At 47.1% G+C, this 24,524-nt stretch carries 15 protein-coding genes; 2 read left to right on the top strand and 13 right to left on the bottom strand.

All coding sequences use genetic code 11. The features are described from left to right. Position 1: 1 nt before the first annotated feature. The 13 genes from MKO97_RS02390 to MKO97_RS02330 form a co-directional block, all read right to left on the bottom strand. Positions 2-9,250, bottom strand: a complete 9,249-nt coding sequence (locus tag MKO97_RS02390) for an RHS repeat-associated core domain-containing protein (RefSeq protein WP_241104475.1) — start codon at positions 9,248-9,250, stop codon at positions 2-4. A 109-nt stretch (positions 9,251-9,359) separates the two neighbouring features. Next, positions 9,360-9,857: a hypothetical protein gene (locus tag MKO97_RS02385; protein ID WP_241104474.1), complete on the bottom strand. Its 498-nt coding sequence runs from the start codon at positions 9,855-9,857 to the stop codon at positions 9,360-9,362. Between the two features lie 156 nt (positions 9,858-10,013). After that, positions 10,014-10,718, bottom strand: a complete 705-nt coding sequence (locus MKO97_RS02380; protein WP_241104473.1) for a hypothetical protein — start codon at positions 10,716-10,718, stop codon at positions 10,014-10,016. A 4-nt stretch (positions 10,719-10,722) separates the two neighbouring features. Continuing rightward, positions 10,723-11,817 (bottom strand): hypothetical protein, encoded by a 1,095-nt coding sequence (locus tag MKO97_RS02375; protein WP_241104472.1) that lies wholly within the window; start codon positions 11,815-11,817, stop codon positions 10,723-10,725. An 11-nt stretch (positions 11,818-11,828) separates the two neighbouring features. Then, positions 11,829-17,396, bottom strand: a complete 5,568-nt coding sequence (locus MKO97_RS02370; protein WP_241104471.1) for a hypothetical protein — start codon at positions 17,394-17,396, stop codon at positions 11,829-11,831. Beyond that, entirely contained in the window at positions 17,393-17,992 is a 600-nt protein-coding gene (locus MKO97_RS02365) for a hypothetical protein (protein WP_241104470.1), read from the bottom strand. Before MKO97_RS02365 ends, MKO97_RS02370 begins: the two co-directional genes overlap by 4 nt. Then, entirely contained in the window at positions 17,976-18,470 is a 495-nt protein-coding gene (locus MKO97_RS02360) for an OmpH family outer membrane protein (protein WP_241104469.1), read from the bottom strand. Before MKO97_RS02360 ends, MKO97_RS02365 begins: the two co-directional genes overlap by 17 nt. 485 nt (positions 18,471-18,955) lie before the next feature. Beyond that, complete coding sequence (locus tag MKO97_RS02355) at positions 18,956-19,498, bottom strand: YceI family protein (RefSeq protein ID WP_241104468.1); 543 nt, start codon at positions 19,496-19,498, stop codon at positions 18,956-18,958. A gap of 6 nt (positions 19,499-19,504) precedes the next feature. Further along, positions 19,505-19,846 carry a hypothetical protein gene (locus MKO97_RS02350; RefSeq protein WP_241104467.1) on the bottom strand — a complete coding sequence of 114 codons (342 nt, stop codon included), beginning with the start codon at positions 19,844-19,846 and terminating at the stop codon, positions 19,505-19,507. A 1-nt stretch (position 19,847) separates the two neighbouring features. Further along, the gene (locus tag MKO97_RS02345; RefSeq protein ID WP_241104466.1) at positions 19,848-20,708 is read right to left on the bottom strand and encodes a DUF5777 family beta-barrel protein; all 861 of its coding nucleotides are present in this window, start codon (positions 20,706-20,708) and stop codon (positions 19,848-19,850) included. A 6-nt stretch (positions 20,709-20,714) separates the two neighbouring features. After that, positions 20,715-21,104: a hypothetical protein gene (locus MKO97_RS02340; RefSeq protein WP_241104465.1), complete on the bottom strand. Its 390-nt coding sequence runs from the start codon at positions 21,102-21,104 to the stop codon at positions 20,715-20,717. A gap of 1 nt (position 21,105) precedes the next feature. Further along, entirely contained in the window at positions 21,106-21,870 is a 765-nt protein-coding gene (locus tag MKO97_RS02335) for a T9SS type A sorting domain-containing protein (RefSeq protein ID WP_241104464.1), read from the bottom strand. Next, on the bottom strand, positions 21,867-22,361 hold the full coding sequence (locus MKO97_RS02330; RefSeq protein ID WP_241104463.1) for an ankyrin repeat domain-containing protein: 495 nt from the start codon (positions 22,359-22,361) through the stop codon (positions 21,867-21,869). The genes MKO97_RS02335 and MKO97_RS02330 overlap by 4 nt, the downstream gene beginning before the upstream one ends. Before the next feature lie 209 nt (positions 22,362-22,570). On the opposite strand from MKO97_RS02330, the gene MKO97_RS02325 reads away from it, so the two are divergent. Together MKO97_RS02325 and MKO97_RS02320 are read left to right on the top strand one after the other, a co-directional pair. Then, the gene (locus tag MKO97_RS02325; protein WP_241104462.1) at positions 22,571-23,251 is read left to right on the top strand and encodes a response regulator transcription factor; all 681 of its coding nucleotides are present in this window, start codon (positions 22,571-22,573) and stop codon (positions 23,249-23,251) included. Further along, positions 23,248-24,522, top strand: a complete 1,275-nt coding sequence (locus MKO97_RS02320; protein WP_241104461.1) for a sensor histidine kinase KdpD — start codon at positions 23,248-23,250, stop codon at positions 24,520-24,522. The genes MKO97_RS02325 and MKO97_RS02320 overlap by 4 nt, the downstream gene beginning before the upstream one ends. Positions 24,523-24,524: the final 2 nt, after the last annotated feature.

Raw genomic sequence — 24,524 nt, 5'->3', positions numbered from 1 at the left:
TTTATTTCTTTTTTTTATCTGGGTTTGCAATTCTTTCAGTTCTACTATGACTATGATCGGGATTCTCATAATAATGGCGATCTATTGAGTCGGGTAGAACCTTAGGACTCGCAGTCTCTTCAGGTATCGCCTTTTCTGCTGTATCTATTGTTTTAATACCATTGTCGTATATCTTAGAAAATTTCTCAACTTCCTCGGCAAGTTGTTTTGCTTTGTCGTAAACTTTTTTGATAGCCTCAGTTGACTTTACTCCCAATTTTCCATCGATCGTTGTAGGAAAGGGCGTTTTTATTCCAGGTCGACCAAACGTCTTAAAAGTAGATAACAATTCCAGCATTTCGTCGCCATTTTCAAACTTGACATTTTCTCTTTTTCCAATTCTTTCTTCTTCGCCTTGGCCAGTTTTGCTGTACCAGGCGATTCCCCCTTCCCACTTTGAAGGAGATTCCTCCTGTGTCAAAAAATCACCAAGTTGAGCTTGCCCATTTGCATAAGACTCTCCCCAGTCCCAAAGAGTAGTGGTTCTTTTACTTCCCAAACTCTCATTTGTAGTACCGTTTAAGACAAAAGTCCCATCCTTTTTCCTAACGATATTCTGCGTCACATTTATATCATACCAATCATAAACGTACTCCGCGTGTCCTTTCGGCCCAACATCCCGTCTGACTTTTGCTAGGGCGTCCTCATCAACACAGACTCTAATTTGTGTCCTAAGCCCAGTTGTTTCATCCAGTATGTTTATAGTTAGATACTTGGCTTCCCCATCTGGATCATTATAAACAATGGGGTTTTGACCCGCAAACCCATATGGCGATTCGAAAGGGAAACTATCAGTTAACGGATCCGTCGAAAACCATCTCCCCAGTCTCGAATCATACATCCTCGCTCCATAATCATAACTGTTCCCCTCCCCCTTCAACTCATCATCCTTCTCCTTCCCATTAAACCCGTATCGATACGACCCATCGGTACTTTCATGTCGATTGGGCACCAGCATCCCGAAAGGATAGTAATCATTGGTGCTAACCACATCGGGTACGAAGTTAGCGATAAAGTCGGTCGTAAGCTGGATTTCCTCCTTCCACGCAGCAAAGTTGTCGATTGAAAACTGGTAGGAGCCACCTGTCAGGTTGTCACACGTGATGGAAAGCGAATAGGTGTCTGTAAGCGTGGGCGTGAACCGCAGATAGACAACGCCGTCCAAAACAGACGTAGTAGTTGCGAGAATGTCACCCGTCAGATCATGAAGGCTAAGCCGCGCAGCGACAGTGGCCGGCAGGTCGCCCCGGTTTACCTGAAGCTGGAATACGTATGGCGTTCCCGCATCAAGTGGGAATGAGTCAGACGCGCCCGAATAGGATTGGCTGACCTGGATCACCTGAACTCCATTCTCAAGGCTGGTGCTGACAGGGCTATTGAACGCGGCCCAGGGTGTGGCGTTGAAGAAGTTATCGAATACCGTCCTTTTCTGTTCATTGCTAACCGTTTTACGGTCGGTTATGGTCGACAGCACGTTGCCCAGATGATTGGAAAGTTCGTATCGTTTATCTCCCACGATACGTCCGTAAATTGCTGACCCGGGATTCCCGGGAGGCCCCTCGTACTGCTGGATCCCCAGTCGGCTGCTGCCATATAGATGATGTTCGAGCAGACGGGACGGCGAACTACTACTATTTTTGTATACCGCAAGGGTGTTGCCCTGCGCATCGCGGCTATATACCGTAAAATCTTTGGCGTCACCCATAACGAATTTACTCACACGATTGCCGAGGCCATCATAAAAGAACATGAGGTCTACACCATTCGTTTTTTCGATTTTTTTAACCTTGCCGTCTAAACGCCACTCGATATTCGTAATTCCCTCGGCCTGGTCTGATTTGAGCTGGCCAATCGCGTCATAGGTGTAGTTGCCAGCCGTTTGGTTGTCGATGTCTTTATCAATACCAGTTGATCCGAATACGCCGGCACCAATCGCGTCGGAAACATATTCTAGCTTATTTTTATTTGGCTGGTATTGATATGTGAGATTGTCCATTGCCACAATACTCTGCGTATTGTTGGGCGCCATTGCCTGCAATGTTTTTATATTGCCGTTTCGATCGTAGCTATACATACTGGTGTAGTCAGGTGCAGGCTCGCCCGTATCACCGATCCGGAATCCTTCCATTCTGATCAGCCTGTTTAACTGGTCATATTGGTAGCGGTTTGACTGAATAGGAATTTGTTTTTCATCGCTTGCATAGCGTAACGTGGTTATCATACGCTTGATATTGCCGTTAAAGAGGTCGGCTGAGCCTGGCGACGTTGGGGAGACGGAAAGGGGTGTGATATTCCCCGGCGCAATCGGTTGGTAATCGTTGTCGAAATAACCCAGCGAATAGCCGAATACGTCTTTCGATACGACATCCCCATCCTGTCCCATGTCGGAATGCAAGTTTGCGGTGTTTTCCGAGTTTACCACTTTCAGCCAGCCTTGGAGGGTATAGGCATAGTCGATTCCCTGTACCTGTTTGTCACCCAAAGCAACGCGTGCCAAAGGTCCGTGATCATAGTACTTATAAGCTGCATCACGCTCCCAGATGACGCCATCTTTCGACGTTTCGACAGAGCTGATACGGTTATCAGCATCATATTCATAGCGATGTATAAACTGGTCGGTTTGGTTCTTTTGATAGGTCACCTTATTTACGTTCCCACTTATCAGGTCATACTCATACTCTACCTTTTTCGTCATTTGCATATACGACACGTCAGCACTCAAGTGCTGTGCCATCTCACTTACGTTTCCATGTATATCGTAATCGTAGAGAATAGCCGTTTCATGGTTTGTGACAGGCGTAGACAGTGTATTCTCTTTAAATGTCAGTATTGCCGTCACCCTGTTTTGGGAATTACGCGTCGGTTTGGGTGTAAGATAGGCGTCTGGATTAAGGGGATAATCACTGTAGTATGTCTTCGTGACTTCAGTCGTAGTAGGTGAGAAAGCATACGGATACGTCTCAGGGTTGATCGTCACAGGTTGGTTGGTCGCTCTGTCTGACAGGCGACCGTTGTCATCGACAAAATAGTTGGAAGCGAGTGTCATCCCTCCGGATTCGACAACGCGGCCCAAATTATCATATTTGCTGTAAGCAAAGAGGTTTCCTTTGTCGAAACGAGCTGCTTTTAGATTTTCGATACGACTGGTAGGAGTATACATTGCCGTATCAACTATTAACGGTTGGTTAGGTGTCGGATCCGCGATAGAGTGGACGACTACATCATTTACGAGCCAGCGCATTTGGTTGCTACTACTACGTTCAACCCGAAGAATGTCACCGTCTTTCAATGTAATAGAAGTAGGGAATGCATACTGGACATTATTTAAAACATATTTGACATCTGTCAGTGAGGTGACGCTAAACGCGTACCGCATTGAGGTGGGATTTGACAGGTTATTTATTGAGAATCCGACCATAAGGTTAACGGAGGCATTGGGATTATTAGCCAACTCACGCACGGTGAACTCTACATACCCCTTCACGCCGGCCGGCAGTATGGGTGAACTGCTGTGTTGGTCCGCCCACAAATTGTTTCCGGCCTTTACCAAAACATTGTCGGCTGTTTTAGAAATAGTGGGAGCTCCTATGAGGAGACTAAACAATTCAGGCACTTCCTGGGTTTGGTTGGCATTCTGAGAGGCAATGATACGACCAAGTTTGTCATAGGCGAAGCGTGTTTCCCCGCCATCTGGGGTCGACTGCCACACGAGTTGATTTAAGGAATTGTATCGGTACTGGGTTTTGAATCTATGGGAAGGCAGTAGGCTGGTGTTTTCCGTAGACGTCGTTATATTCTGCGCCCTTGCTGTGGCTATCTGTGTTGACAATGAAGTAGTCATGTTCAGGCGGCTGACGCCCTCCGGAGCCACCGTCTGGATCAGGTTGCCCGCCTGGTCGTAGTAGTACAGCGTGTATTGGTATTCCTTGTCGGGGTACGATACAGTAAATTGTTCGACAGCTTTCAGGGCCTTTTCCAAATACGCCTTTTTAAAGTCGTCTTTTTTCTTTTGGATATAGGCATTATAGGCATCGTGATTGTACGCGTCGTACACACTTGTTGTAAAGCTGATACAAGGATCAGACGGGATCAGGTTCTTCACAGGTGCTGACGGCAATGCCCTGGGTAAACAGATTTGATCGCGGCTGACGACCCACTCGGCATATTCCCTCCAGGTGTCAACAAGGTTGTAGTCGATGCCGGATATACGCTCGTTTGCAGTAACGAAATGGCCATCAGGACCCTTATAGTAAAGGTTGGAACCACCAAGATACGACTTGAACAGGTCAATCTGCGTGTTATAGTTCGGATAGCCGTAGCCAAACGCGGAGCTGGCAAACTCCGTTAACGAAATATAGTTAGTACTTTCAAATGATGTGGCGGTCAGGTTAAACGACGAGAGATAGTACGAGTAACCGGCAATGACATAGTGGTAGTTGTGGCTGCAGAAATCCTCTTCGGTCATCGGATTATTGGCAGTGGCATAATTCGGTAATGACTGTATCAGGCTGGCGTATTGCTGATAGGCGGCCGAACAGTCAACTGGGGCAATAGGCTGTGGTTGGCAGTCGCAGGTTCGTTGTGGACGAAACAGGCAGTTGGGAAGCTTGAACGCGAAGACACTCCCATCCGTCATCACAAAAGCGGCGGCGGGAAGATTGTTGTCTGAATTGAAAAATTCATATGTGACTGGAATAACCTGTGCAACTCTTACGCCATTGACTATCGACGTGGTAAAAAGATCGGCGTAGTTCCAAGAGTTTCCAAACACACATAAGTTAGGCGACTGATCGCCGATAGCGAACCAAACATCAGTTGTGGGTGTAAAGATGTAAGGTACGTTGGTCTGAAACGCGTTCCAATAACTATAGTTTACAGCATTTGCATCTGCCATCCATAGGCCGAAATTCGGGCCACCTATATTTATGTCCAGATTATGTGCAAACTCGAGAACTTCCGGCGTTACTATAGGTGCCGGAACCGGATTGCCCTGGACTGCAGCGACATATGTATCAAGGCCTTGATTGAAAACGATTTTAAAGAGCTCAAGCAGTCGTTTCGTTCCGTCGTCGCAACAGGCAAAATCCATAATGCTGTTGGTATTAGCCCACATTTCTCCTTTTATGACTCCGTCAATTATCGTTTCAGCGCCGGTAGGCTCATATATTTTCTTGAAATGGATTTTGTTGCCTCCAGAGGCATCAGGCTCCCCAACCGATAGATACTCAATTGAATAATCGTTTGATATCGTCCCGAAATCGACAGTCATTGAAAAATAGCTGCCAGACGAACCGACCGCACCAGCTCTAAATTCGTAAGTATCGTACGCCGGAATATGGAGCCACTTGACCTGAGGCACACCTCCTAAATGATAGTATTCGGGCAGGAAACCTTCCGTGTAAGCTGGTAAATTAATAAGGTCGACGGGCGTCGTACTATTCACCTGCCCCGACTGTATGAGGGCATTGATCAGGTTGGCCAGGGAGATTTCGAAATCTTCTTTTTTGTGGCAGTCATTATCGGCATAGGGTACATAGATAGACCCTTCCGATACGGCAACGCCCGGATCGGTGCTGCACGTCAGCTTTGCGCCGGTAGTACCTGTAAATAGCATTTCCTTGAAGGAATAGCTATTGGGGTCGTTGTTACGGTGTACGCGCACCGCAAACTGGAATGTATAGATACCGTTTACGGGGCCCGATACGTATCCGATGTTGCGGATCTCGGTAATCTTCCAGGTGTTACCGGAGAATCCGTAGTTATTCCACGTCATGTTTAGTACGCCGAGTTGGGCCGTAGTGTCAGCGGGGAAAGAAGCGGATGATGGGATGGTCAGATTAAACGGACTCATGGGGTTATTCGTTCTTAACACTTCGAGTTTCAAAACGTAGGGTGAAATGACAGTGGTGCCCAATTTAGGTTCGCCCATTATGAAAGTCGTATCCAGTACACCGCCGATTGCTTTGAACAGCGTTTCCGAAAAATACGGGGGGTTGAAGTACAAAGGCGTTGTACCATTCATATATTTCGGCGTGCCGTTCGCCGTTTTCTCTTTTGAAATACCCTCGAGGAAAGCAGAAATATCTTGCATGATAGGACAATTCCCCGTTTCGCTCAAATACTGATAATTGCCTTCAGCCAAGCCATTTTCAAAGATTTCGTCCTCAGATGAATCTGAATCATATTTAGCATCATATGGAGGGAAGCGGCGCGAAAATTTTTTCACAAACTGGCCATTTTCTGTCTTAAGCCGATGGTCAGGTATTTGCTGGTCCTGTATCCAGGTTTTGATTACTTCCCGTTGGTTTGCATATTTCTTGACGATATTGTAAATCCGGCGGGTTTTTTCGCCCCCGTTGCTGCGGCCGATACAATCGCCAAAGAAGCCTTTTCGAGCTGCAACCGCGTTCACGAATGACGATTGTATTTTTTGTTTCAGGCTCTGGTAATATGCGCTGTAGCGCTTCCACCATTCGTTGCGTTCTACATCTGTGAGGTTGGTCTGCATATAGCCTAAGAGCGTCCCGAAATCGTCACTTCCCCCAACGCACCCGCCGTCTATACCCGTACATTTTACGCCATGGTACGCATAATTGGAAAGGCTCTTATCGGATCCTTCAAATCCTCCTTGATTGCTGTTAGTATAGGCGTCGCCGCTTGATGTGCTACCCTGCATGGTATAAGAGCCATTTGGATTCAGTGCATAAAACATAATAGCCCGCTTGATGTTATACCATTGGTCGGCGTTTGCGACCGTCGGTATCATTCCAGGATCCTGGGATACGCCATCATAAGGATGGTGATTGTTGAAGTAAGGGTCGTTATTAAAAAGGGTAAGCGCATCAGCCAAAAGGCCTTTGTTTACCGCGTCTTCATACGTGTCGACGGAATTAAGGAATGTGTCAAAACCATCGGGATTGAACGTATACTGGTGTCCGTTTGGCTGAAGTGTCACGGTGTTTACCATGGAGCACGTTTTGTAGATATAGTCCATATAGAGGAACTCCGGATGATATCGTACCAATGACTGCGTCCAGGTATCGTGGTCTGGGATAATACGAATGAAATCCTTTACATCCGCCAGGTATTGCGGTTCAATCTTGTAAACCCCGTCTTTGACTTTGAAGGCTATTTCATCGGGTAATGCATCCAACTGTGCGGGCGTATTATAGCCATCTTTCAGTGGAGGTGTAAATGTACTTTCTTCATCGGACCATTTAACTTCTGTATAATCGATATGGCCGTTTTCATCGAAGTAGTGGGCGCGGGCCGCATAGGTCGGATTGGCGCCGAGGATACCATCAGCATCATAGAAATTGGGGTGCCTCCAGTCTGGATTATCGGGATAGAGAGGGTCAGGATATCCTCTGAATATTTGATTTTGTTCGTTGTAAACAGACATCTTCAGGTTTCCGATGTATTCGTCGACGGTATCAGCAGAACCCAGCACAAAACTGAAGTCCTCCTCATCTACATCAATACCGGCAACACCGTATTGACCGGTTGGCATCATGTCTTGCATCAGCGCTTTCAGGCTTATTGCACAAGTGTCGGAAACGAGATCACCATCTCCGGGCGCAGGAGGTCCTGTTGCTGGGTCTCCATCACATGGCATCCAACAAGTGGCGACCAACAGGTCATATTCCCTTCCATATCGGTCTTTTATAAGCGCAATCGCATCAGCGTCTAATGGAGGATCAGCCATTAAATAGGTTGAGTCCGACGCCAGCATCATTTCCTGATATGACACTCTTCCCGGAGGGAAATTCAGATACGTGAGTCCTGTGTAGTGCGCTGCACATTGTTCGCAGGTTTCATAACAGTCCAGGGGAGCGGCGGGATACTGTTCGGGAAGGATGCAGCCGCTTTCCAATCCGCGGGCGATATAATCGTTAGCAAAGGACTCAAGCGTTACGGGATCGACGGTCAGCGTTTTCGTGACTTGGTAGGAACCCGGTTGTAATTCCCGAACGTTGGAATTCGACAGCGTTGTGGAGGTATTGGAATTAGGAATGGTACTTCCAATCGTTTGGCTGACCGAGAGCATACTATTCCCACATGCGTCTGTAACAGACTCTTCCAGTTTGTACACCATAGGATAGCTGTAGTTGAATTTCCCATCACAGCTATATATGAGTGGCGTATTTGAGATGCTGTAGTTAAAAGTGTAGTTGCTTTGGCTAGTAAATATTTTCTGTCCAGAATAGCGTAAACCATCGTCCAGCATACCAAAAGCACCCGATGACGTCCTTTCGTTGTTATCGAGTACGGTATCCATCGCCTCAGGATTAGCTTTGCCAAGTAGATCCAAGGTAATTGGTGTACTAGGTGCCGTTTCATCAGGCACGAGGCCACTGAGATTTGCCGGGTTTTCGTCACTCAGGGCGGTTGCAATTACATTCCCTTTCGGGTCGAGATAGGACACACTAACTTGCCCGTTTGGATCGATCACGACATTTTTCTTATAATGGGAAACATTGCCTACGCTGTAGCCAAACAGACGATCTAGTTCGGATTTATCGGGTATTCCATAGTAGTACTTCATTTCGTGCCCACTTCCCAACTGGTGTGTGGGGCCGACGCCGCTTTTTCTGGCAATGCGACCTGTATTATCAGCGGTATATTGGGTTTGTGTAAACGGAATGCCCTCCGCATTTGGGATGAAGCCCGTCAGCGGCCCGTCGGTAATTGCATTTTGACCGGAGTAATAGTTGCTTGCCCCAGAGGCATTTGACATCGGTGTTACAATCGGGGTGCAGCTTGATGGAGATACAAAGTCCTGATAGGAATACGATTCTCCCTGTAAAATGCGATTAAACCTTTCGTAGTACTTAAACCGGTTCGTGCCGGTTGGAACAGGCAGAACCTCCACGGCCGGCCGGCCCTCATTGTCGTATATAACCTCTCCAACTATAGTCTCATTATTTGTGTTTGTTTTTGTGACGGTTTGTCTGTTTCGAAGCGAACCGTCGAAGAAGGAGACTACTTCTTTTTTCTTTCCATTTTCAGCATATGAAGCGGTAAACTGCCAGTTTTTTTTGCCTTCAAACCCACTAGTTATCTCATACACATTGCCCTCTGGCCAATCGGAAACAAATACGGGATTGCTTATTGCGTCCAGATAAAGGGAATAGCTTTTGAATTCGTAATTAGGCCAGGCCCTGCCTACGCTCCGGATCAGACAGACCAGGTAACCACGATCGTAAATCAAAGGAAGGGTGTAATGGGTATCTGTTACCTGTACGCGACTGGAGTTGCGGGTGAAGTCGTCAATCGTAAGTCCTACTTCGGATGTGCTGAGTACAGTTTGCAAACTGTCCTCACTGTAGTTGTCGACCCACGTCCAAAAAAACATCGTATTCTTCTGCACCTTCAATCGGACTCCACGAGATGGCTAATTCGTTGCTGGACAACGGAGTAAATGTCGGGGTGATGAGCGTATATGCGTCCATTTGGAAATATCGCGTTGATTCGTACGATATCGTCAGAGACACGTTTTCCGGAGTCGTTCCCAACAATTCGTTTGTCTGAGGGTCCAAGCAAGTTATCGACACGATTTCGATCATTATTCCCGTAGCGCCGTCCACCAGGTATTTCTGTAGGTCGACAAAGTTGCCGACACCCCGTAGTCGATTATTTTCTACTTTGAGGCGAACTTCGGTCGGAGCCGACCAGTCCCCATTGTCTAGCCTTGAAACAGCCAAACGGACTTCGCAGGTATACCATTCGAACGGACCTATATAATCTTCGACACGCAGTTCGACGGCCCCCCGTGACGAGGCAAGATACCCACTATCCGCAGGGTCAGTCAGGGTCATTGATTGACCGACTACTATTGCACTCCCTGATAGTTTTTGTTCCAACCGCGTATCCTTGGCTGACGCGAAAATCGACGCGAATAGCAAAAAGACAAGGGAGCATTTCCGAAGAAACTCTCCATTTACAAGATGAGTATGGTTCATAACACAACGAGTTTAATCGACAATTGTAAAATCCTTATAGTTAACGGCCGGTATATAACGTCCGTTCCTAGATCTGATATAGCGAGAGAGTTCCAGTTTGTCTGTTTTTACGTTACCTCGTAAAAAGTTGCTGAAAACGACATCAATCTTGGAGAAACCGGTTACGATTTTTCCGGCTTTGTTTTTGCAGGAGGATTTGATTGACAGGAACAGTATCTGGCGGCGGATCAGGCGTGTTTTTTTGTCAATATAGATAACCGCCTTCCCATAGGGTACAGATGTGTATTTTGGCGCTAGAAGCGTACAAACCCATTCCTGGGCCGTTTCGGCTAACGTGCCGTTCTCAAAATGGGAAAGTGTGGTTTCCAGGTTGATGATCACAGGGGCTGAGTCGTCCGGAACGAGTTGCATCAGGTGATTGACCCCATCTATTTTCAAAAAGCGGTTTGCTATTCCAACGAATTCCGTTTGGGCGATGCGGAGGTAGTAGTTTTTTCCGTCAACGATTAGACCACCGGTGTGGCTTTCACATACGTCTTCGCCTATTTTCAACGAATAACGTGTGTCTACGGAAAATGCCCCTGCAGCGGCATAATTTCTCTGTGTTTCGGCCAACAGATCACGAATCTTTTTATTTTCGGCTGACTGCCCAAAACCGAAATTGAATGCCAGGGAGGCACATAAAGGCAACACTATCCTACTGAACCGCGGTTTCATACTACTATTGCTTTTTAAGAGTTGAGGAACGCGATTCCTGTATCGTAAACACACCTCGTTCTGTCTCCTTTTTTACACGTACAAGCCCCCCCTCTGCGTCATACTCATAGAACGTTGCATAGTTGTTCTCATCAAGTTCGGCCATAAGCTTTTTACTGTCTTGATCATATACAAAAGACTTCATGGAACTGTCTAGCGGGTAAACCCGTATGTCATCAAAGAATGCAGGGACTTGACTCGCCATGTTTTCTAGTGTTATGGAGAAGTTTTGGGGGTCTTCTGGTGTTTCAAACACGCCCAAAATCCGCTGCCAACCATCTATAACTTCGCCGGAGGGTTCGAATGTTTCGGTTGTTGGCGGACCGGTCGCCCCCTGAATAGATACATGAATCGTTGATGTGTAGTTAAAACCGTAATATTGCTCCCCCTCTTTGACCCATCCGCTGATCGCATACCGCTTATTTACTGGTGCAAATGAACTACAGTGACACGCCTGGCAGCCCATTTTTTTCAATAAGGAAATGCCATCAATTCCTACTCGGATTGTTTGACCCTCTTCTATATTGGGGAGCTCAAACGAAATCGATATAGGTAAGGAGTTTTCGAACTCGTCCGTACAGAAGTCGTACTGAAGGTTGGTCCACGCCATATCATTTGGTGATATGAGCCTACGAAACTCCCGGTTGCCCAATCTGATCACCATGAAGAGACTTCCGTCAAACGTGGCCTCTTCCGGGACAGACAACAGGGAATATGAGCATAAAAATGTGTAATTAAAACTAGAGGAGCTTGATGCTTTAAACGCAATTTCGGGCATGGTTATATTACCAAACGCGTCTGTGTAAGAAGATGCCGTCACATATACAGCACCTAAGTCCGATGTGCTATTTTCATGCCCACAAATCTCTAGAGGGTCATTGGAAACACTTCCCATCCCCGCACAACTAACGTCTTGTATGTCTTGGCACACGTTTGCTGAAACAGACGTGGAGTAACACTCGAATGTTGGGTCAATCAGCAGAGATGAATTGGCCTCCATAAAATCCTGTGAATGCCCCATCAACGGGTAAAAGCATAGAAGGAAAAGTAGTTGTTTCATAATTTTGCTTTTTATTGGCCTTGGGCGCAAGGAATTAGATCGCGACTTACAGAGATTGCATGTCCTTGGGGGACGCGCAAACTACGTTTTCCGGTATGGGCGGCCTCGTCAGTGATCGTCCCGTCTTCGTTGTTGACCTCATTTTGGAACCCAAAGTGGCTGCGTTTTGGATTTGGCTTTGCAAAATACAGTGGATTGTAATCTTCAAATCCGTCATAACCCATCTCCTGATAGCGCGCGTTGGCTGATATTGCCATTGGAAGCTGGTAACCATAGCCATACTGTGCTGATGAATATCTGCCAAGTGCGTCACGGTTCTCGATTTCCGGTCCATAGGGGTTTACTAAAGTAACCTCACTCGCAAACTCCCATCCGGACAGGTCCTTTTTCCAACCGTCGTCGAAGTAGTAAAAAGGACTGAATGCGCTGAAGAATCCAGACTTCCTCGTATTGTCGTTGAGATTACGGTTCCTCCCAGTTAAATAGGCGTATGATTTTGAAGGACGCCAGATGTTACGGGTGTTGTAGAGAAAAGCATTGATGTCGGTTTGTCCGGGGCTTGGAAGTCCGTTTTCACATTGAGATTGCCATATATCCGTATACTCTATCGCGGAGGCATTTATGACACGGGGATCAAATGCTGCCGTTTTTTTGAATCGATTAACAATGGAACTAGTTGCTACTGGATTGGCCATTAGGGTAATCGATGCCATTGACGCCATCTGCTGATTTTTGAAGCCAGAGCGGAGAACCCTAAATCTTCGATTATAGGATGCGTTTTGCAGTAGCGAATTTATTCGTTGTCCCATCGCGTCTATGAGGAAAACAGCAGTCTTCGAGGTGTTATACCCACCTACCCAAACGCGAAGCTGGGGTTGGCCAATTAGGATTTCGTCACCCGGGCGAAGATATTGGTCGATGCCACTGGTCGTCGCAAACCCATTGATGGTTGCGCTGTAGAACATATTGCTTCCTTCTGGCTGGTTAACGAATTCACCTTTTATGTCGATGTTCTTTGACGCCATTCCCATTTCCTTGTAATGCCAGTAAGCAGGAAAATCGAACGTATAATAACTGTCGTCAAACTCATTTACCGTTTGGGTGAGGAGCACTTTGCCAGTGTTGGCATCCCATGCGACATTACGGGTGCTCACCCGTGAGCCAAGATCGGTCGCGATGGTTTCCGTAAGGATTCCGCAGCGGTGGATGACCTTCGTAGTTACGGCTGTTCGCAGTATTTGTTTGTGGACTGCCGACTCGGGCAACGCAATCCCTACAATAATCGGAATACCGTAATTTAATAAGTCAACGTTGGCAGAAAGGCCATATGATTCTGTCTGCGCAAAACTTTCGTTGAAGTCGTTGACGACATCCATAGAGGTGGCAACCTCATTATCGGTTGACACCGCCCCAGTCGCATCGATGGTAGGAATCTTGTTGTTAAGTAACCTGTTATCGGTTGCATTAGTACTGTATCTGTATTCAACGCTAGAAATAAGTTTACCACCCGCGTCGAGAACAGATTTCTTTTTGTCCTTACCATTCATGTCATTCGTTTGCACTACAAAGCCCTGCGTACCAACGAGATAGTCGTTTGTGAAGACAGTGAGTCCAAAAAGCGAAGAAAATGATGAGGCGAGGGCGTTCTGCAAATTACCAGTATCGCTGTGATACTTTGAACTCTTGGCGAGGTTCGTGTAGTCAGAAAGTGTTGGAAAGTCTTTGCTCGTATAAAACTCTGAAACGACGCTTCCCGATTTTGAATTACCGTCAGCCGCCTCGTTAGTTACCACTACTCTACTGTAGGTCACGGTCGACGCCGGAAAATAACTTTCTCCAAAGGGCTTTTCTGCATACGTTTTTGCAGCAAGGCGCTGCGCTTTTTCTTCAAGTGGCACAATTAATGGATTTTCCTTACAGGCGTTTGGCTCATAAGTCGCCACACCGCTTGATGTTCCCTGAGCGTCAGCCAACGTGTAGGCATAATTTTGACCATAACTTTTATTGTACCTGTCAAGGTTGGTTGAAGCTGGATTCTCAAGCATCGAATTCCACTCGTCGTAAAGAAGGACTTGCTTAACCCGAGATCCGCCTCCTTTTTTATGTCCTGACGCATCCCATAGGCGAATCCACGATTTTTTTGGCTTAAAGTTGCGGGCAATTCCTCTTTTTAGGAGACGCCCGTTAGCCCCGTTCCAGAGTTCCGAAAAGAAGTCCATTTGTTTGACGAGATTCTTCGCCATATCCGCAATGTTCGGTATGGAACCATCCGGGTCAGGCAAACCATTGATCTGCGTATTTAGATACTGACGGCCAAAAAAACAGCCGGCTACCGAGATTGGACTGCTGTCGCCTGTACCATTTCCGCCCTCCTTATCTATCATCTTCATGGGAATAAATAAAAGTCCTGACGAAGATTGATATTCAGGATGCAATCCATTTTTGTTATTCTCCATTTTAAAGTATCCCGACACGTAATCGTAATCACTGTCAGTCATGTTTACTAGAAAGTTAAAGTAAACGTTCTCTTTGTCGAGGCCTTTGGTATAGCGCTCAACTACTTGATTCGGTGTGAGACCCACCTGTGGAGGAAGTTTTACAACAATATACTTTTTATGCCCGCTTGAGGTGTAAAGACTCGTACTGCTTCCCGACACATAACGGCCGATATCATCAGTAACACCATCGACCTTAAACATTTGCATTGCAGGTTTGTCCTGCACATATTGATAGTCATCCGCTTCGTACGAAACACTGATTTTTCCGCCGGATGGCAGGGTTATAGTCTTTAGGCTCCAACTTTCCGCATATGCATCTAATTGACTATCCTGCTGGTCTACGTAAGGAAACTCTTGTGGCGTTGTCTTCGAACTCGAGTCAAGCCAGCTCCCGGCTTCGAACGGTTTATAGTTGCCCCAGATGTCATATGCCTTTGCGTTATAGTCCGGGTTGTGTGGGCTATAGTCAAACTTATACGGAGTGTATTTGCCCATTTGGGAGTTTCGATATGTAAAGTATACCTGTCGTAGGGTTAGTTTACCTTTGTTTGCGTTTCCTTCGGCCGACTGCGGAGCCAAATTATTGTCTACGTGGCCACAAAGGGAGTAATCATATTTGAAGTGTGCTGTTTTAATCGGTTGTATTCCTGCGTCATTTGCAGGATTGTTGTCCATGAGTCGGAGCGCGTCGGCCTTTGAGTACAACCGGATTTGATCCAGATGGTAGGTGCGGTTGTTAGCGGGCGCTAAGGGTGTTCCACCTCCATATTCGTTCATAGTTCCAAATCCATCATATCGTTCAGACAAATCAAAGAATGCGACATGTGTTTTAGTCACAATCATTTTTAGGTACTTATTTTCCTTTACGCCGTATAGGTAACTGCCCTTTTGGTCTCTCTTATTAGACTTGAGTCCTTCATTATAAGAGGCACCATAGCCATTCGAGGATACGTCAGCATTGTCAGGTTTTACGACGCCAAATGGCACACGCCATTGATAGTCGCCATAATTCTTGTAAACGAATTTTGTGTAGGAGCCTAGGTCGTCGTCTGATGGACCGTTGCCTGTTATATCCGAATAGTCTGGGGAGAGTACAGAACTCAAAAGGTAGGTATGGGCGTATCCAGGAGTTATAACGCGACTAAAGTAGTTATCGATTCCATTGGAGTTATCAAGACTAGTGTCTTGTGTCTCGTATTTCACCAAGCCTGTAGCATTAGAGACTGCAGAGGGACGGTTCCCGACGTTGAACGTTACCTCTCGTTTCTCCTTGTTATAGACAGTTTCGCCATAAATAGAGCGGCTACCATTTTCATCCGTAACTATATAACCTGCTGTGTGGTGTCCGGGCGCTAACGGTTTAAATACATTCGACCCGAACCTTTTCCTGACAGACGTGTTGTAGTTGATAAATGGGGACAAGCCATAAGCAATAGCCTCGGCCTTCGTTACTTTTTGAATGACCGTGTTGCGCTGTTGCCGTGTAGTTCTCCTAATAGGCGCCAGAAAGGGGACCGCTGCGCCTAGATTGGAGACAAGGGGGTTGGAAGTCGAATCCTTTGACTGATAGGCGTTGACTGCGCTTTTATTTAGTCTTTCGAACTTAAGCGTAATGGCTTTGTTACCCTGAAGAGTCTGAGATAATGAGTTATATCCGGGATCGGGTTTACATTCACCGACCCTCGCAAAGTAAACGGGTTCGTAATCACGTGAAGCACTTGCTGTTTTCTCCTTAAAAAAAGGAGTTGCCGTCGTATTCCAAACACCCGTTTTCGTTTTTGATTTAGTTACCCGCGCATTATAGCCATAGTGGGCTGCTGTCAAAACTTCGAGTTCCGCACCGAAACTAGCTGAACCAGAGCCGTCTGATACGCCGGGGTCGTAAACAAATCCGACTTGTGAGCGATACGGGCGAAACATCCCGCCCCCAACCTGACTTTGGATAGAATACAGATCATGGGTGTATACGGACGGAGAGAGCACACGTGTGTTGGATGTGATCTCAGACCTCTCTTTTTCCCTATTAAAGTCCATAAGATCATCAGCATTTGCAGACTCAGAATTTTCATATCCATAAGCCGCTATATGTCTCTCATTTTCGGCTAGTTTTTGAATCGTCCCATAACCTCCAAGACTAAATTCCGTAGATAGGCCCGAGGCATTGGGACCAAATGAAAATGTGAATCTGGCACTGGTATTTTTCATACCAGGACGTTTTGTAGGAGAAAAACTTACGGGGTTAAAAGACATAGTTCCCATCCCCGATGAACTGACTGTGAAATCCTTTGTCCCTTCGGATCTTGTTTTCTGCATCTGTGTGGTTACAGCGAGGGACGAGCTTAGATTAAAAGATTCAAGTCCTCGACGGGAATTATAAGTGAGACTGGGAGATAAAGTGCCAACAAACGAGGATTCGTTACAGTCGTTGTCCTTTACTGTTTTCGTGAGCTTTGCGGAAATGGAGGGCGTAATCGATGCTCCCGTTTCAGAAGAAGCAGTAAGAGACATTCCCACCGACACATTTTCACCAATCTGAAAAGTTGCGCCTAGCGACGGCACAACAGATATACCAGTGTAATTGTTATACTGAATGTCAAGACCACCACCGTACTTCAATCCCATGCTATCGCCATCACCAAAGGCAATAAAACTTGGGTTAACATACGAAGTCACACCAATTGTGACATTCGGCCTTACCTTATTTTGATTGACGACTTTATCCCCTTTAAAATCATCTGGCAGCCCCCTTACTTCCCGATTGATTTGCCCAATGTTAAGGTTCCAGCCCAAGCCTACCCAAGAGGCTTCCTGGTCCATGGTGACGCCTGATTGGTAGGCTAGGTTAATGGGATAACCACCCACATCCATAATCGGAATATTATAATTCAAATCCCCAGATGAAAGATTCACCATATCCGAGGTTCCTATCGGAGTAAACGAGTTGAACTCGGGCTGCGATGGCCCTTCGGTCAACGCGTATGCGGCTGTGGGAGCCAGCGTCTCGACAACAAGCATCAAAACGAGATAGCACGCGATTACTTTGGTGGCGCGGCTTTTTCTGATTTGGTCCATCATGGTCATAATGCAATAATTGGGTCGTTAAATTGGAATTTTATCGTGCCTTTTTTAAAGAGCTTGTCACGGTATACTAACTGTATCTTATCTTTTGGAGGAACCCCACCAAAAAACAGGATAACTCTTGAGAAAGGGGCAATCTTGAAATTGCGCTCAAAAAGTACCCCAGCGCATTTTATAGTATCGTGCTTTTCCGTCACTATGGAAAAGTCGTTCTCAATCCCGAATGACATGTATTCGACGGCTTTGGAATAGCCGCGGTTTGTGAACCGACTCTCTAGTACATCTGCGTCGTCTTTTGAACGAAATGTGAATTCTATGATTCGCTCGTTTTTGTGCATTTCATATAATGAGTCCACCTTTAGGAGATCGGTATTCCCCTCTTCTTTTAAAATATAATACTCGACAGGCACTTCTGCCGCGCTGAAGGTTAGTTCGCCTAATCGTTCTGTATGGTTACGAGAACGCCAGCCGCTTTTTTCAAGATTGAAGTAGCGATAGCGAATCGCACTATCATCAGGTGTCTTTTTTGCTTCTTCCTTACAACTTAAAAGAACCATGTAAAGCAGCGCTACTAGCAGATGTTTAGTTTTGACCCTCATAGCGCTTATTTACGTATTGTAGTACATCGGCCGTGATGTCGTATTCCTTGTCAAAATAGAGCACGTTTCCGCCCACAACATCCTTTGCGAGCAGGATTTTGATCTTCTTTTCCTTGGCGTATTCCGCTACATAAGTATCTATTCGTTCCCATATAGAGGAACTCTCCTCTTGCCAAAAACGCCCGTTAAGATCTGCCAACGCCTGCGATCTTTGCTCTATCTCCTGTGTCAGCATGCGCTGCCTGTTCTCGTCAGCAGCGGTCAAAAGCCGGAGACTGTCCAGTTCGTAGTTCAACCTGTTAAACGCAGCCTCCCCTCTCTTTTTTGCTTCTAGGGTCATGGTAAACTTTTCAAACAAAATCTTTTTATCTATCACCTTAATCGTAGGTGCAGTGAAGACAGAGGTAATCAAAAAGGCTATAGCACCCACGGTCGTAACCGTTAGGAAGGTATACAGCCATTTTTTTTGTGTGGACATACAAAAGGTAAGTGAAGTCCAAATATAACGATTCGGAGCTACACTTCAACACCTACAAAAAAAATCTTAATGAAAATTTAAAGATTCAAAATTGGGATACAAGTTAAGTAATTGTTTTACAAACCTTTATTTATTTTAAAAACATACAGCCGCCCAAGATTTAACAATTTCCGGGGTCACAACAGAAATTTTGGCATGCCCGTACAGTTGCCAGTAACCCAATTCAATATCGATTAAATACCCGGATTCCATCCGATGGGAACGAACATGTGTCTAACGCAGTACAAGTTTATCTATCGCTAAACAGACTAAAGAAAAAGCCAATTTTCCTCAGTTGAAATGTCAGAGTGACATTCCGGTTGGGCGTTTTGAGATATCGGGAAAAGCGCAAACCGGGGTCGATGGGAAGGCCCGCGTTTTGAGTTGTATGGTACATAAAAAAGGACGCCTCCCAGCGTCCTCTCTTTTCCTTTTCCATATCCGTCTTACGCCTTCTTCTCCAAATCAAAAGAAAGCACAATATTCACTTTGTCGGCGATCTTGTTCTTGACCACGGCCGGAATCGAAATGCCGTAATCCTGCGGTTTGACCGAGAAGGTGCCTTTGGCCGATAGCTTGTCACCCGAGGGTACAAACGTCATTGTCGTTTTCACGTGCTTCGTTACGTTGTGGATGGTCAAATCGCCCTCTACATCGCACACCTGCTTCTGTTTGGAGTTGGGGTTGAAACCGCTGACCTTCCCTTTAAAGGTGGCTTTCGGGTATTTGTCAGACTCCATGTAATTCTCATTGAAGTGCTCTTCCATCAAAGGGACTTTGAAATGGAAGGCCTTCACCAGCACCAGCGACACGAACTCCCCTGTCGAGGTATCGAACAGGCAGGAAGCCGTATTCGTCTTCGCCGCGATCTCTTCCAGAGCCGGCATCGACGCTTCAAAGCTGATTTCACCCGAGCGGGTAATCATTTTCTGGGCCGAGGCACCAGCGAACGGGAGGGTCGCCAACAAGGCAACAAGCCATTTTTTCATAACTACTTAATTAGGGAATCCGTTTTCGGCCCAGGTCGTAACGATATTGATTTTGCTTTGTGGCATCCGACCTGACTCAGGCATACCGTCACCCGATGGCGCGGAGATTTCATCCAGAAGTCCGTCTTCGATTACGGCGTTCCGCACCTGGTCGTAAGTTTCGAGATACGGTTCCTGATTGCCGTCTACGCTGTGGCAGCTGGTGCAGTTTCCGTTCATGATCGGTTTAACATCTGCCGTATAGGTGGGGTCGGTCACCGTGGCCGACACTTCATCATACGTTCGTGATTCGCACGATACGGCCACAAAGGCTACCGCTGCGATAAGTAAGGTTCCAATCGTCTTCATCTTAAAATACTCTATACATGTTAAATCCAAAGAAAATACCGCCGCCGTCCCAGTTGCCGGCTGCGTTTGTAAAATAGGCCACATCGTTCATGGCCTGGCTGTTCGAGAACAACAGTTGGAATACGTGTCCGCCTGTTTCGATGTCGAGTCCTACTGAAAGGGGGTTGGTATACATGTCCACTTCCGGTTGGCCCATACGCGCGGCATACTCAAAGTTGATGCTCAGGCGTTTCGAAACTTTATAACGTCCGCCGGCAGCCACCAAAAACTGGTCTTTCTTCTCCGTCAGCGCATCATAAAGGTTCTTGTGTACGTAAACCGGGTTCAACTCCATTGAAAACGACTCCGAGAACTTCCGCGAAATCGGCAGTTGGGCTGTATACGCCAAACGGTCGGAACCACTTAGGTTAGGATATTCGTCCGTACTGAGCTTGGTATTGACATCCATCGTGCCGTATGCCACGATCGTCACCGGAAAGCCGTCGTTTTGCTGTGGGAACAACCGTAATTTGGCACTTCCTTCAAATACCTTGTTATAGGTGTGGCGGGAAAGTCCGAGGGAAAGCCAGTCGGTTACTCCATAAATACCCCCCAGTTTGGTATAGGCATTGTCGAGTCCGAAGAAATTGTCGAGTCCGTTGGTCAAATCGCCAAATCGGTGCGAGACCACAAAATACCATTCATTTTTCGCGGCCAGTTTGGTCGACTGCATGGTCACGACCTGTATCCCTTTGAAGGCGGCCGTCGCGATTTCCTTATCGCCAGCTTTTTGGTCAATCTCTTTCATTAAGTCATCGTCCTGGGCCATCGCCGATCCGGCAAACAGCATCGACAGACCCAGCATCATTGCATAGTGTTTCATGTTGTATCAGTTGGTTAAAGAGCAATTGTCAAGTTTGATTTCTCCCAGCAGGTCGTCATAGCCCAGCAGTCGTCCCTTTACGGTGACAGATGCGCCCTCAGCAACGGTTGTAGCTGCGGTGAACGAGCAGATAATCGTACCATCCAATACCACCTCTTTGTCTTTGACCGATGAAACCGGCCCGGTGACTTCGATGGTTTTGTTCAGATACAGCGCGGTCGATTTGGCTGCGTCTGCACTGAAAGCATCCGTCAACTGCTTTGACGTTAGCGTAAAGGCCGCGTCTTCGGATGCGACATCACGGGCACCGGCATACATTACATAATAGTACCCGCCGCCGATCCCTATCGCCAGTACTACCAGGGCTATAAGCCCCCATTTGAGTCGTTTCTTCATACTATTCAACTACGATTTTTTTCACTGCACGGTTGTTATCTGCGGCAATTTCGACAAAATAAACGCCCGATGCAATACCGGATAAAGATACAGGAATGTCGGCATCATCCGCATTAATGTTAATTTCTTTCACCAATTCCGCTTCAGTATTGTAAATCGCGATACGGTCGATGCGTGTGTGGAAGTCATTTTTAATCGACAGTTTTTCCTTACATGGGTTCGGATAGACCGACAATTTATCATCAAGCGAAGGCTCGTCGAGTCCGAGTACGGTCGTAAATGTCACCGAACTGCTTCCTTTTGATGCGTGCTCGCTGTTTACGTTGGTCGATGGCCCGACAGCCCAGATGATGCTCATGGAGGTCATCGAGTATGTAAGGGTGTAGTCGTTGGCATCGCCCGTGCTGAACGGACGTGTGGCGACAACCGTGCGCGTTGTGCCGCTGACGGTGTTACTCACCAGCGTGTAGTTTTGTGTGCCATCGGTAATGGCCGCGTTGTGACCGCCGGAAAGGTGCTGGTCGAGCAGCGAGGTAGAAAAGGTCATACAGTCGATTGGGGTGTTGCTCGACATGGTGGTGGCATGGAGGCCAACCGTAAGCCATTTTGTAGAAGGCCCGGTCATGGTAAACGTGGCCACCGACGTTGCCTGGTTGAGGTCAATTTTAATGGTCATGGAACCGATGTTCTTTACGCCGGTGGTTTTTATCTGGGCACCGGCACCGGCAGAAAGCGCCAAAAGCGCACATACAAGGATTTTTTTCATGATTTCGAGGTGTCAAGTAAGATGATGAGTTCCGTATTTTGGTTAAATCGTGCCACATCAAGCGCCGTTCGGCCTTCGTGGTCTTTTTGGGTTTTATCAGCGCCGCTCTTGATAAGCAGGCGCGCGATGTCGTTTTTATTGAAGAAAGCAGCATACATCAGCGCGGTTTTGCCGTCGTCATCCGTTGTGTCAAGGTTGACGTGACGCGCGATCAGTGCTTTTACAATTTCGATGTCGCTTCCCATGACGGCGGCCATCAGTGCCGTGCCACGACCACAATTATAGTTGAGGTCGGCGGTTTTATCACAAAGGAACAAGGCCACATCACGGTTTCCACGATAGGCAGCCAATATCAGGGCATTGGCTTTAGACTCATTTAGCTGCGACGTAATAGCAGGGTCGGCGTCATACAGTGCCTTCATCTCGGCCAGCGTTCCCTTGCGGGCCACATCGAAAACCGTAGTTTGTTGCGCCCATGTGCTAAAAGACATGCAAAGAATTAACAAGAAAGATAGGCGAGTTTTCATCTATTTTAAATTTCTCTACAAAACTATTCGCAGAATCTATTTCAATTCTGTAGAAAAAAATGGAAATTTAAGAGGATGAAAAAAGCCCTGCCAAAAAATGCGGTAAACCGCTACAGGATTGCGATAGAATCGGATGCCATCTTTGCGCGCCAACCCTACATGAACCAACCCAAATGAAGATACTTGTAGTAGAAGACGAACCCGGACTTCGCGACAGCATACGCCAATATTTCGAAACGGAAGGAAATATCGTCGAAGAGGCCACTGACTACGTCCGGGCTGCGCAGAAAATAGCGGAGTATGAATACGACTGCATCCTGGTCGATATCACCCTGCCACACGGATCGGGCCTTGACCTGATTCGCGATATCAAAAACCGGAAATCACCCGCAGGCGTCATCATCATTTCCGCCAAAGACTCGTTAGACGATAAAATCGCCGGCCTTGACCTGGGCGCCGACGACTACCTGCCGAAACCCTTCTACCTGCCCGAACTCAATGCACGGGTAAAAGCCCTCATACGACGACGGAAATTCCAGGGCGAGAACGACATCGTGTTCAACGAAATCACGGTAGTGCCCGCCGAACGAACGGTGATGGTGCACCACAAAAACATCACGCTTACCGGTAAAGAGTATGAACTTTTGATGTATTTCATCGCCAACAAGAACCGGGTGCTGAGCAAAAGTTCACTGGCGGAGCACATTTGGGGTGATTATGCCGACGGACTCGACAATTTTGATTTCCTTTATAACCACGTGAAGAACCTGCGGAAGAAATTGCTGCAACAGGGCTGTACGGATTATATACATACCGTGTACGGCCTGGGATACACGTTTAAGGCAACCGAATGAAACTCGTAACGCGCACCAGTCTGTATTACCTTGTGTCGGGCATCCCGGTGATGATCATTTCGGGCTTCGTCTGCTATAAAATTGCGACGGAGGAAATACGGGAAAACAGCGACCTTTTGCTCGGTCACGTGCGGCACCAGGTGGAAGGACTGATAAAAAGGAAGGATACCGCTTCGTTACATTCTCTTCTACGCAGCGGCGAAGCCTATGTGCGCCGGATACCCAAGGTGGAGGAGCCCACCGTCACCTTTTCCGATACGTTGATTGCCGATCCGGCCGATCCGGGTGAAGACGAACTGAACGTCAACCGGATGATCACGGCCGACGTCAACATCCGAAACCAGGGCTATCGCATCAAGGTATGGCGCACGACGATGCAGTCGGGTCAATTGGTGCTGGGCATTTCCGCGGCGGTGCTGACGGTGCTGTTGTTTCTCTGCGGAATTTATTTCATCCTGAATTACTATACCTCACAATGGCTCTGGCGACCGTTCTACCGCGCGCTCGACAACCTTCGCGGTTTCCGGGCGAGTGAAGGCGAAACACCGGTCTTTGTCGACAGCAAGATTACGGAGTTCAAAGAACTGAACGCTTCACTCGAGCAAATGATGCAGACGATGGTAGCCGATTATGGCCGCCAGAAAAAGTTTTCGGAAGCGGTTTCACATGAAATCCAAACGCCGTTGGCGGTAATCAAGTCAAAAATCGATATCCTGATCCAGTCGCCCGACCTCACCGACAAGATGGCACCCCTCGTGGCCAGTATCGATGATGCGTGCTCGAAACTCATCCGGATGAGCCGTTCGCTTATTTTGCTGACGCGGATCGAAAACAAGCAGTTTCCGGCTTCGGACGGGGTTTCCTTCCTAAAGAAAATAAAGAGCGCGCTCGCCCTGTTCGATGACCACCTGAAAGAGAAAGGACTCTCCCTTAAAGTGGAAGAAAAAGGCGATTTCCAATTGACGGCCAATGCCGACCTGTGCCTGGTGCTCGTCAATAACCTCGTGCAAAATGCCATCCGGTATAACTATCCGGGCGGTTCGATTGACGTAACGGTCGAGGAAAACCTTTTCCAGATCGCCAATACCGGGCCGTCCGTAGCGCTGCGGAAAGAAGGACTCTTCAAACGCTTCAATAAGAATGCGGAGGTCAAAGACTCGATTGGCCTCGGGCTTTCCATTGCGGCTGAGATCGCGAACGCGAGCGGTTTGGTGTTGCGCTACGATTTTGAAGACGGCCTGCACGTGTTTCGCCTGACGCGGGCCGACTGACA

Origin of the sequence: Flavobacterium sp. HJ-32-4 (assembly GCF_022532105.1) — a bacterium.
Classification (GTDB): domain Bacteria; phylum Bacteroidota; class Bacteroidia; order Flavobacteriales; family Flavobacteriaceae; genus Flavobacterium.
The sequence above is the reverse complement of the archived record's forward strand: the minus strand, read 5'-3'. Positions and strand labels throughout refer to the sequence as shown.

Coding starts and splice junctions, on each gene's coding strand:
- MKO97_RS02340 (WP_241104465.1), bottom strand. CDS start 21,104: ATGAAGAAACGACTCAAATGGGGGCTTATAGCCCTGGTAGTACTGGCG.
- MKO97_RS02360 (WP_241104469.1), bottom strand. CDS start 18,470: ATGTCCACACAAAAAAAATGGCTGTATACCTTCCTAACGGTTACGACC.
- MKO97_RS02345 (WP_241104466.1), bottom strand. CDS start 20,708: ATGAAACACTATGCAATGATGCTGGGTCTGTCGATGCTGTTTGCCGGA.
- MKO97_RS02385 (WP_241104474.1), bottom strand. CDS start 9,857: ATGACCCTGACTGACCCTGCGGATAGTGGGTATCTTGCCTCGTCACGG.
- MKO97_RS02335 (WP_241104464.1), bottom strand. CDS start 21,870: ATGAAAAAAATCCTTGTATGTGCGCTTTTGGCGCTTTCTGCCGGTGCC.
- MKO97_RS02350 (WP_241104467.1), bottom strand. CDS start 19,846: ATGAAGACGATTGGAACCTTACTTATCGCAGCGGTAGCCTTTGTGGCC.
- MKO97_RS02380 (WP_241104473.1), bottom strand. CDS start 10,718: ATGAAACCGCGGTTCAGTAGGATAGTGTTGCCTTTATGTGCCTCCCTG.
- MKO97_RS02330 (WP_241104463.1), bottom strand. CDS start 22,361: ATGTCTTTTAGCACATGGGCGCAACAAACTACGGTTTTCGATGTGGCC.
- MKO97_RS02320 (WP_241104461.1), top strand. CDS start 23,248: ATGAAACTCGTAACGCGCACCAGTCTGTATTACCTTGTGTCGGGCATC.
- MKO97_RS02370 (WP_241104471.1), bottom strand. CDS start 17,396: ATGACCATGATGGACCAAATCAGAAAAAGCCGCGCCACCAAAGTAATC.
- MKO97_RS02365 (WP_241104470.1), bottom strand. CDS start 17,992: ATGAGGGTCAAAACTAAACATCTGCTAGTAGCGCTGCTTTACATGGTT.
- MKO97_RS02355 (WP_241104468.1), bottom strand. CDS start 19,498: ATGAAAAAATGGCTTGTTGCCTTGTTGGCGACCCTCCCGTTCGCTGGT.
- MKO97_RS02375 (WP_241104472.1), bottom strand. CDS start 11,817: ATGAAACAACTACTTTTCCTTCTATGCTTTTACCCGTTGATGGGGCAT.
- MKO97_RS02325 (WP_241104462.1), top strand. CDS start 22,571: ATGAAGATACTTGTAGTAGAAGACGAACCCGGACTTCGCGACAGCATA.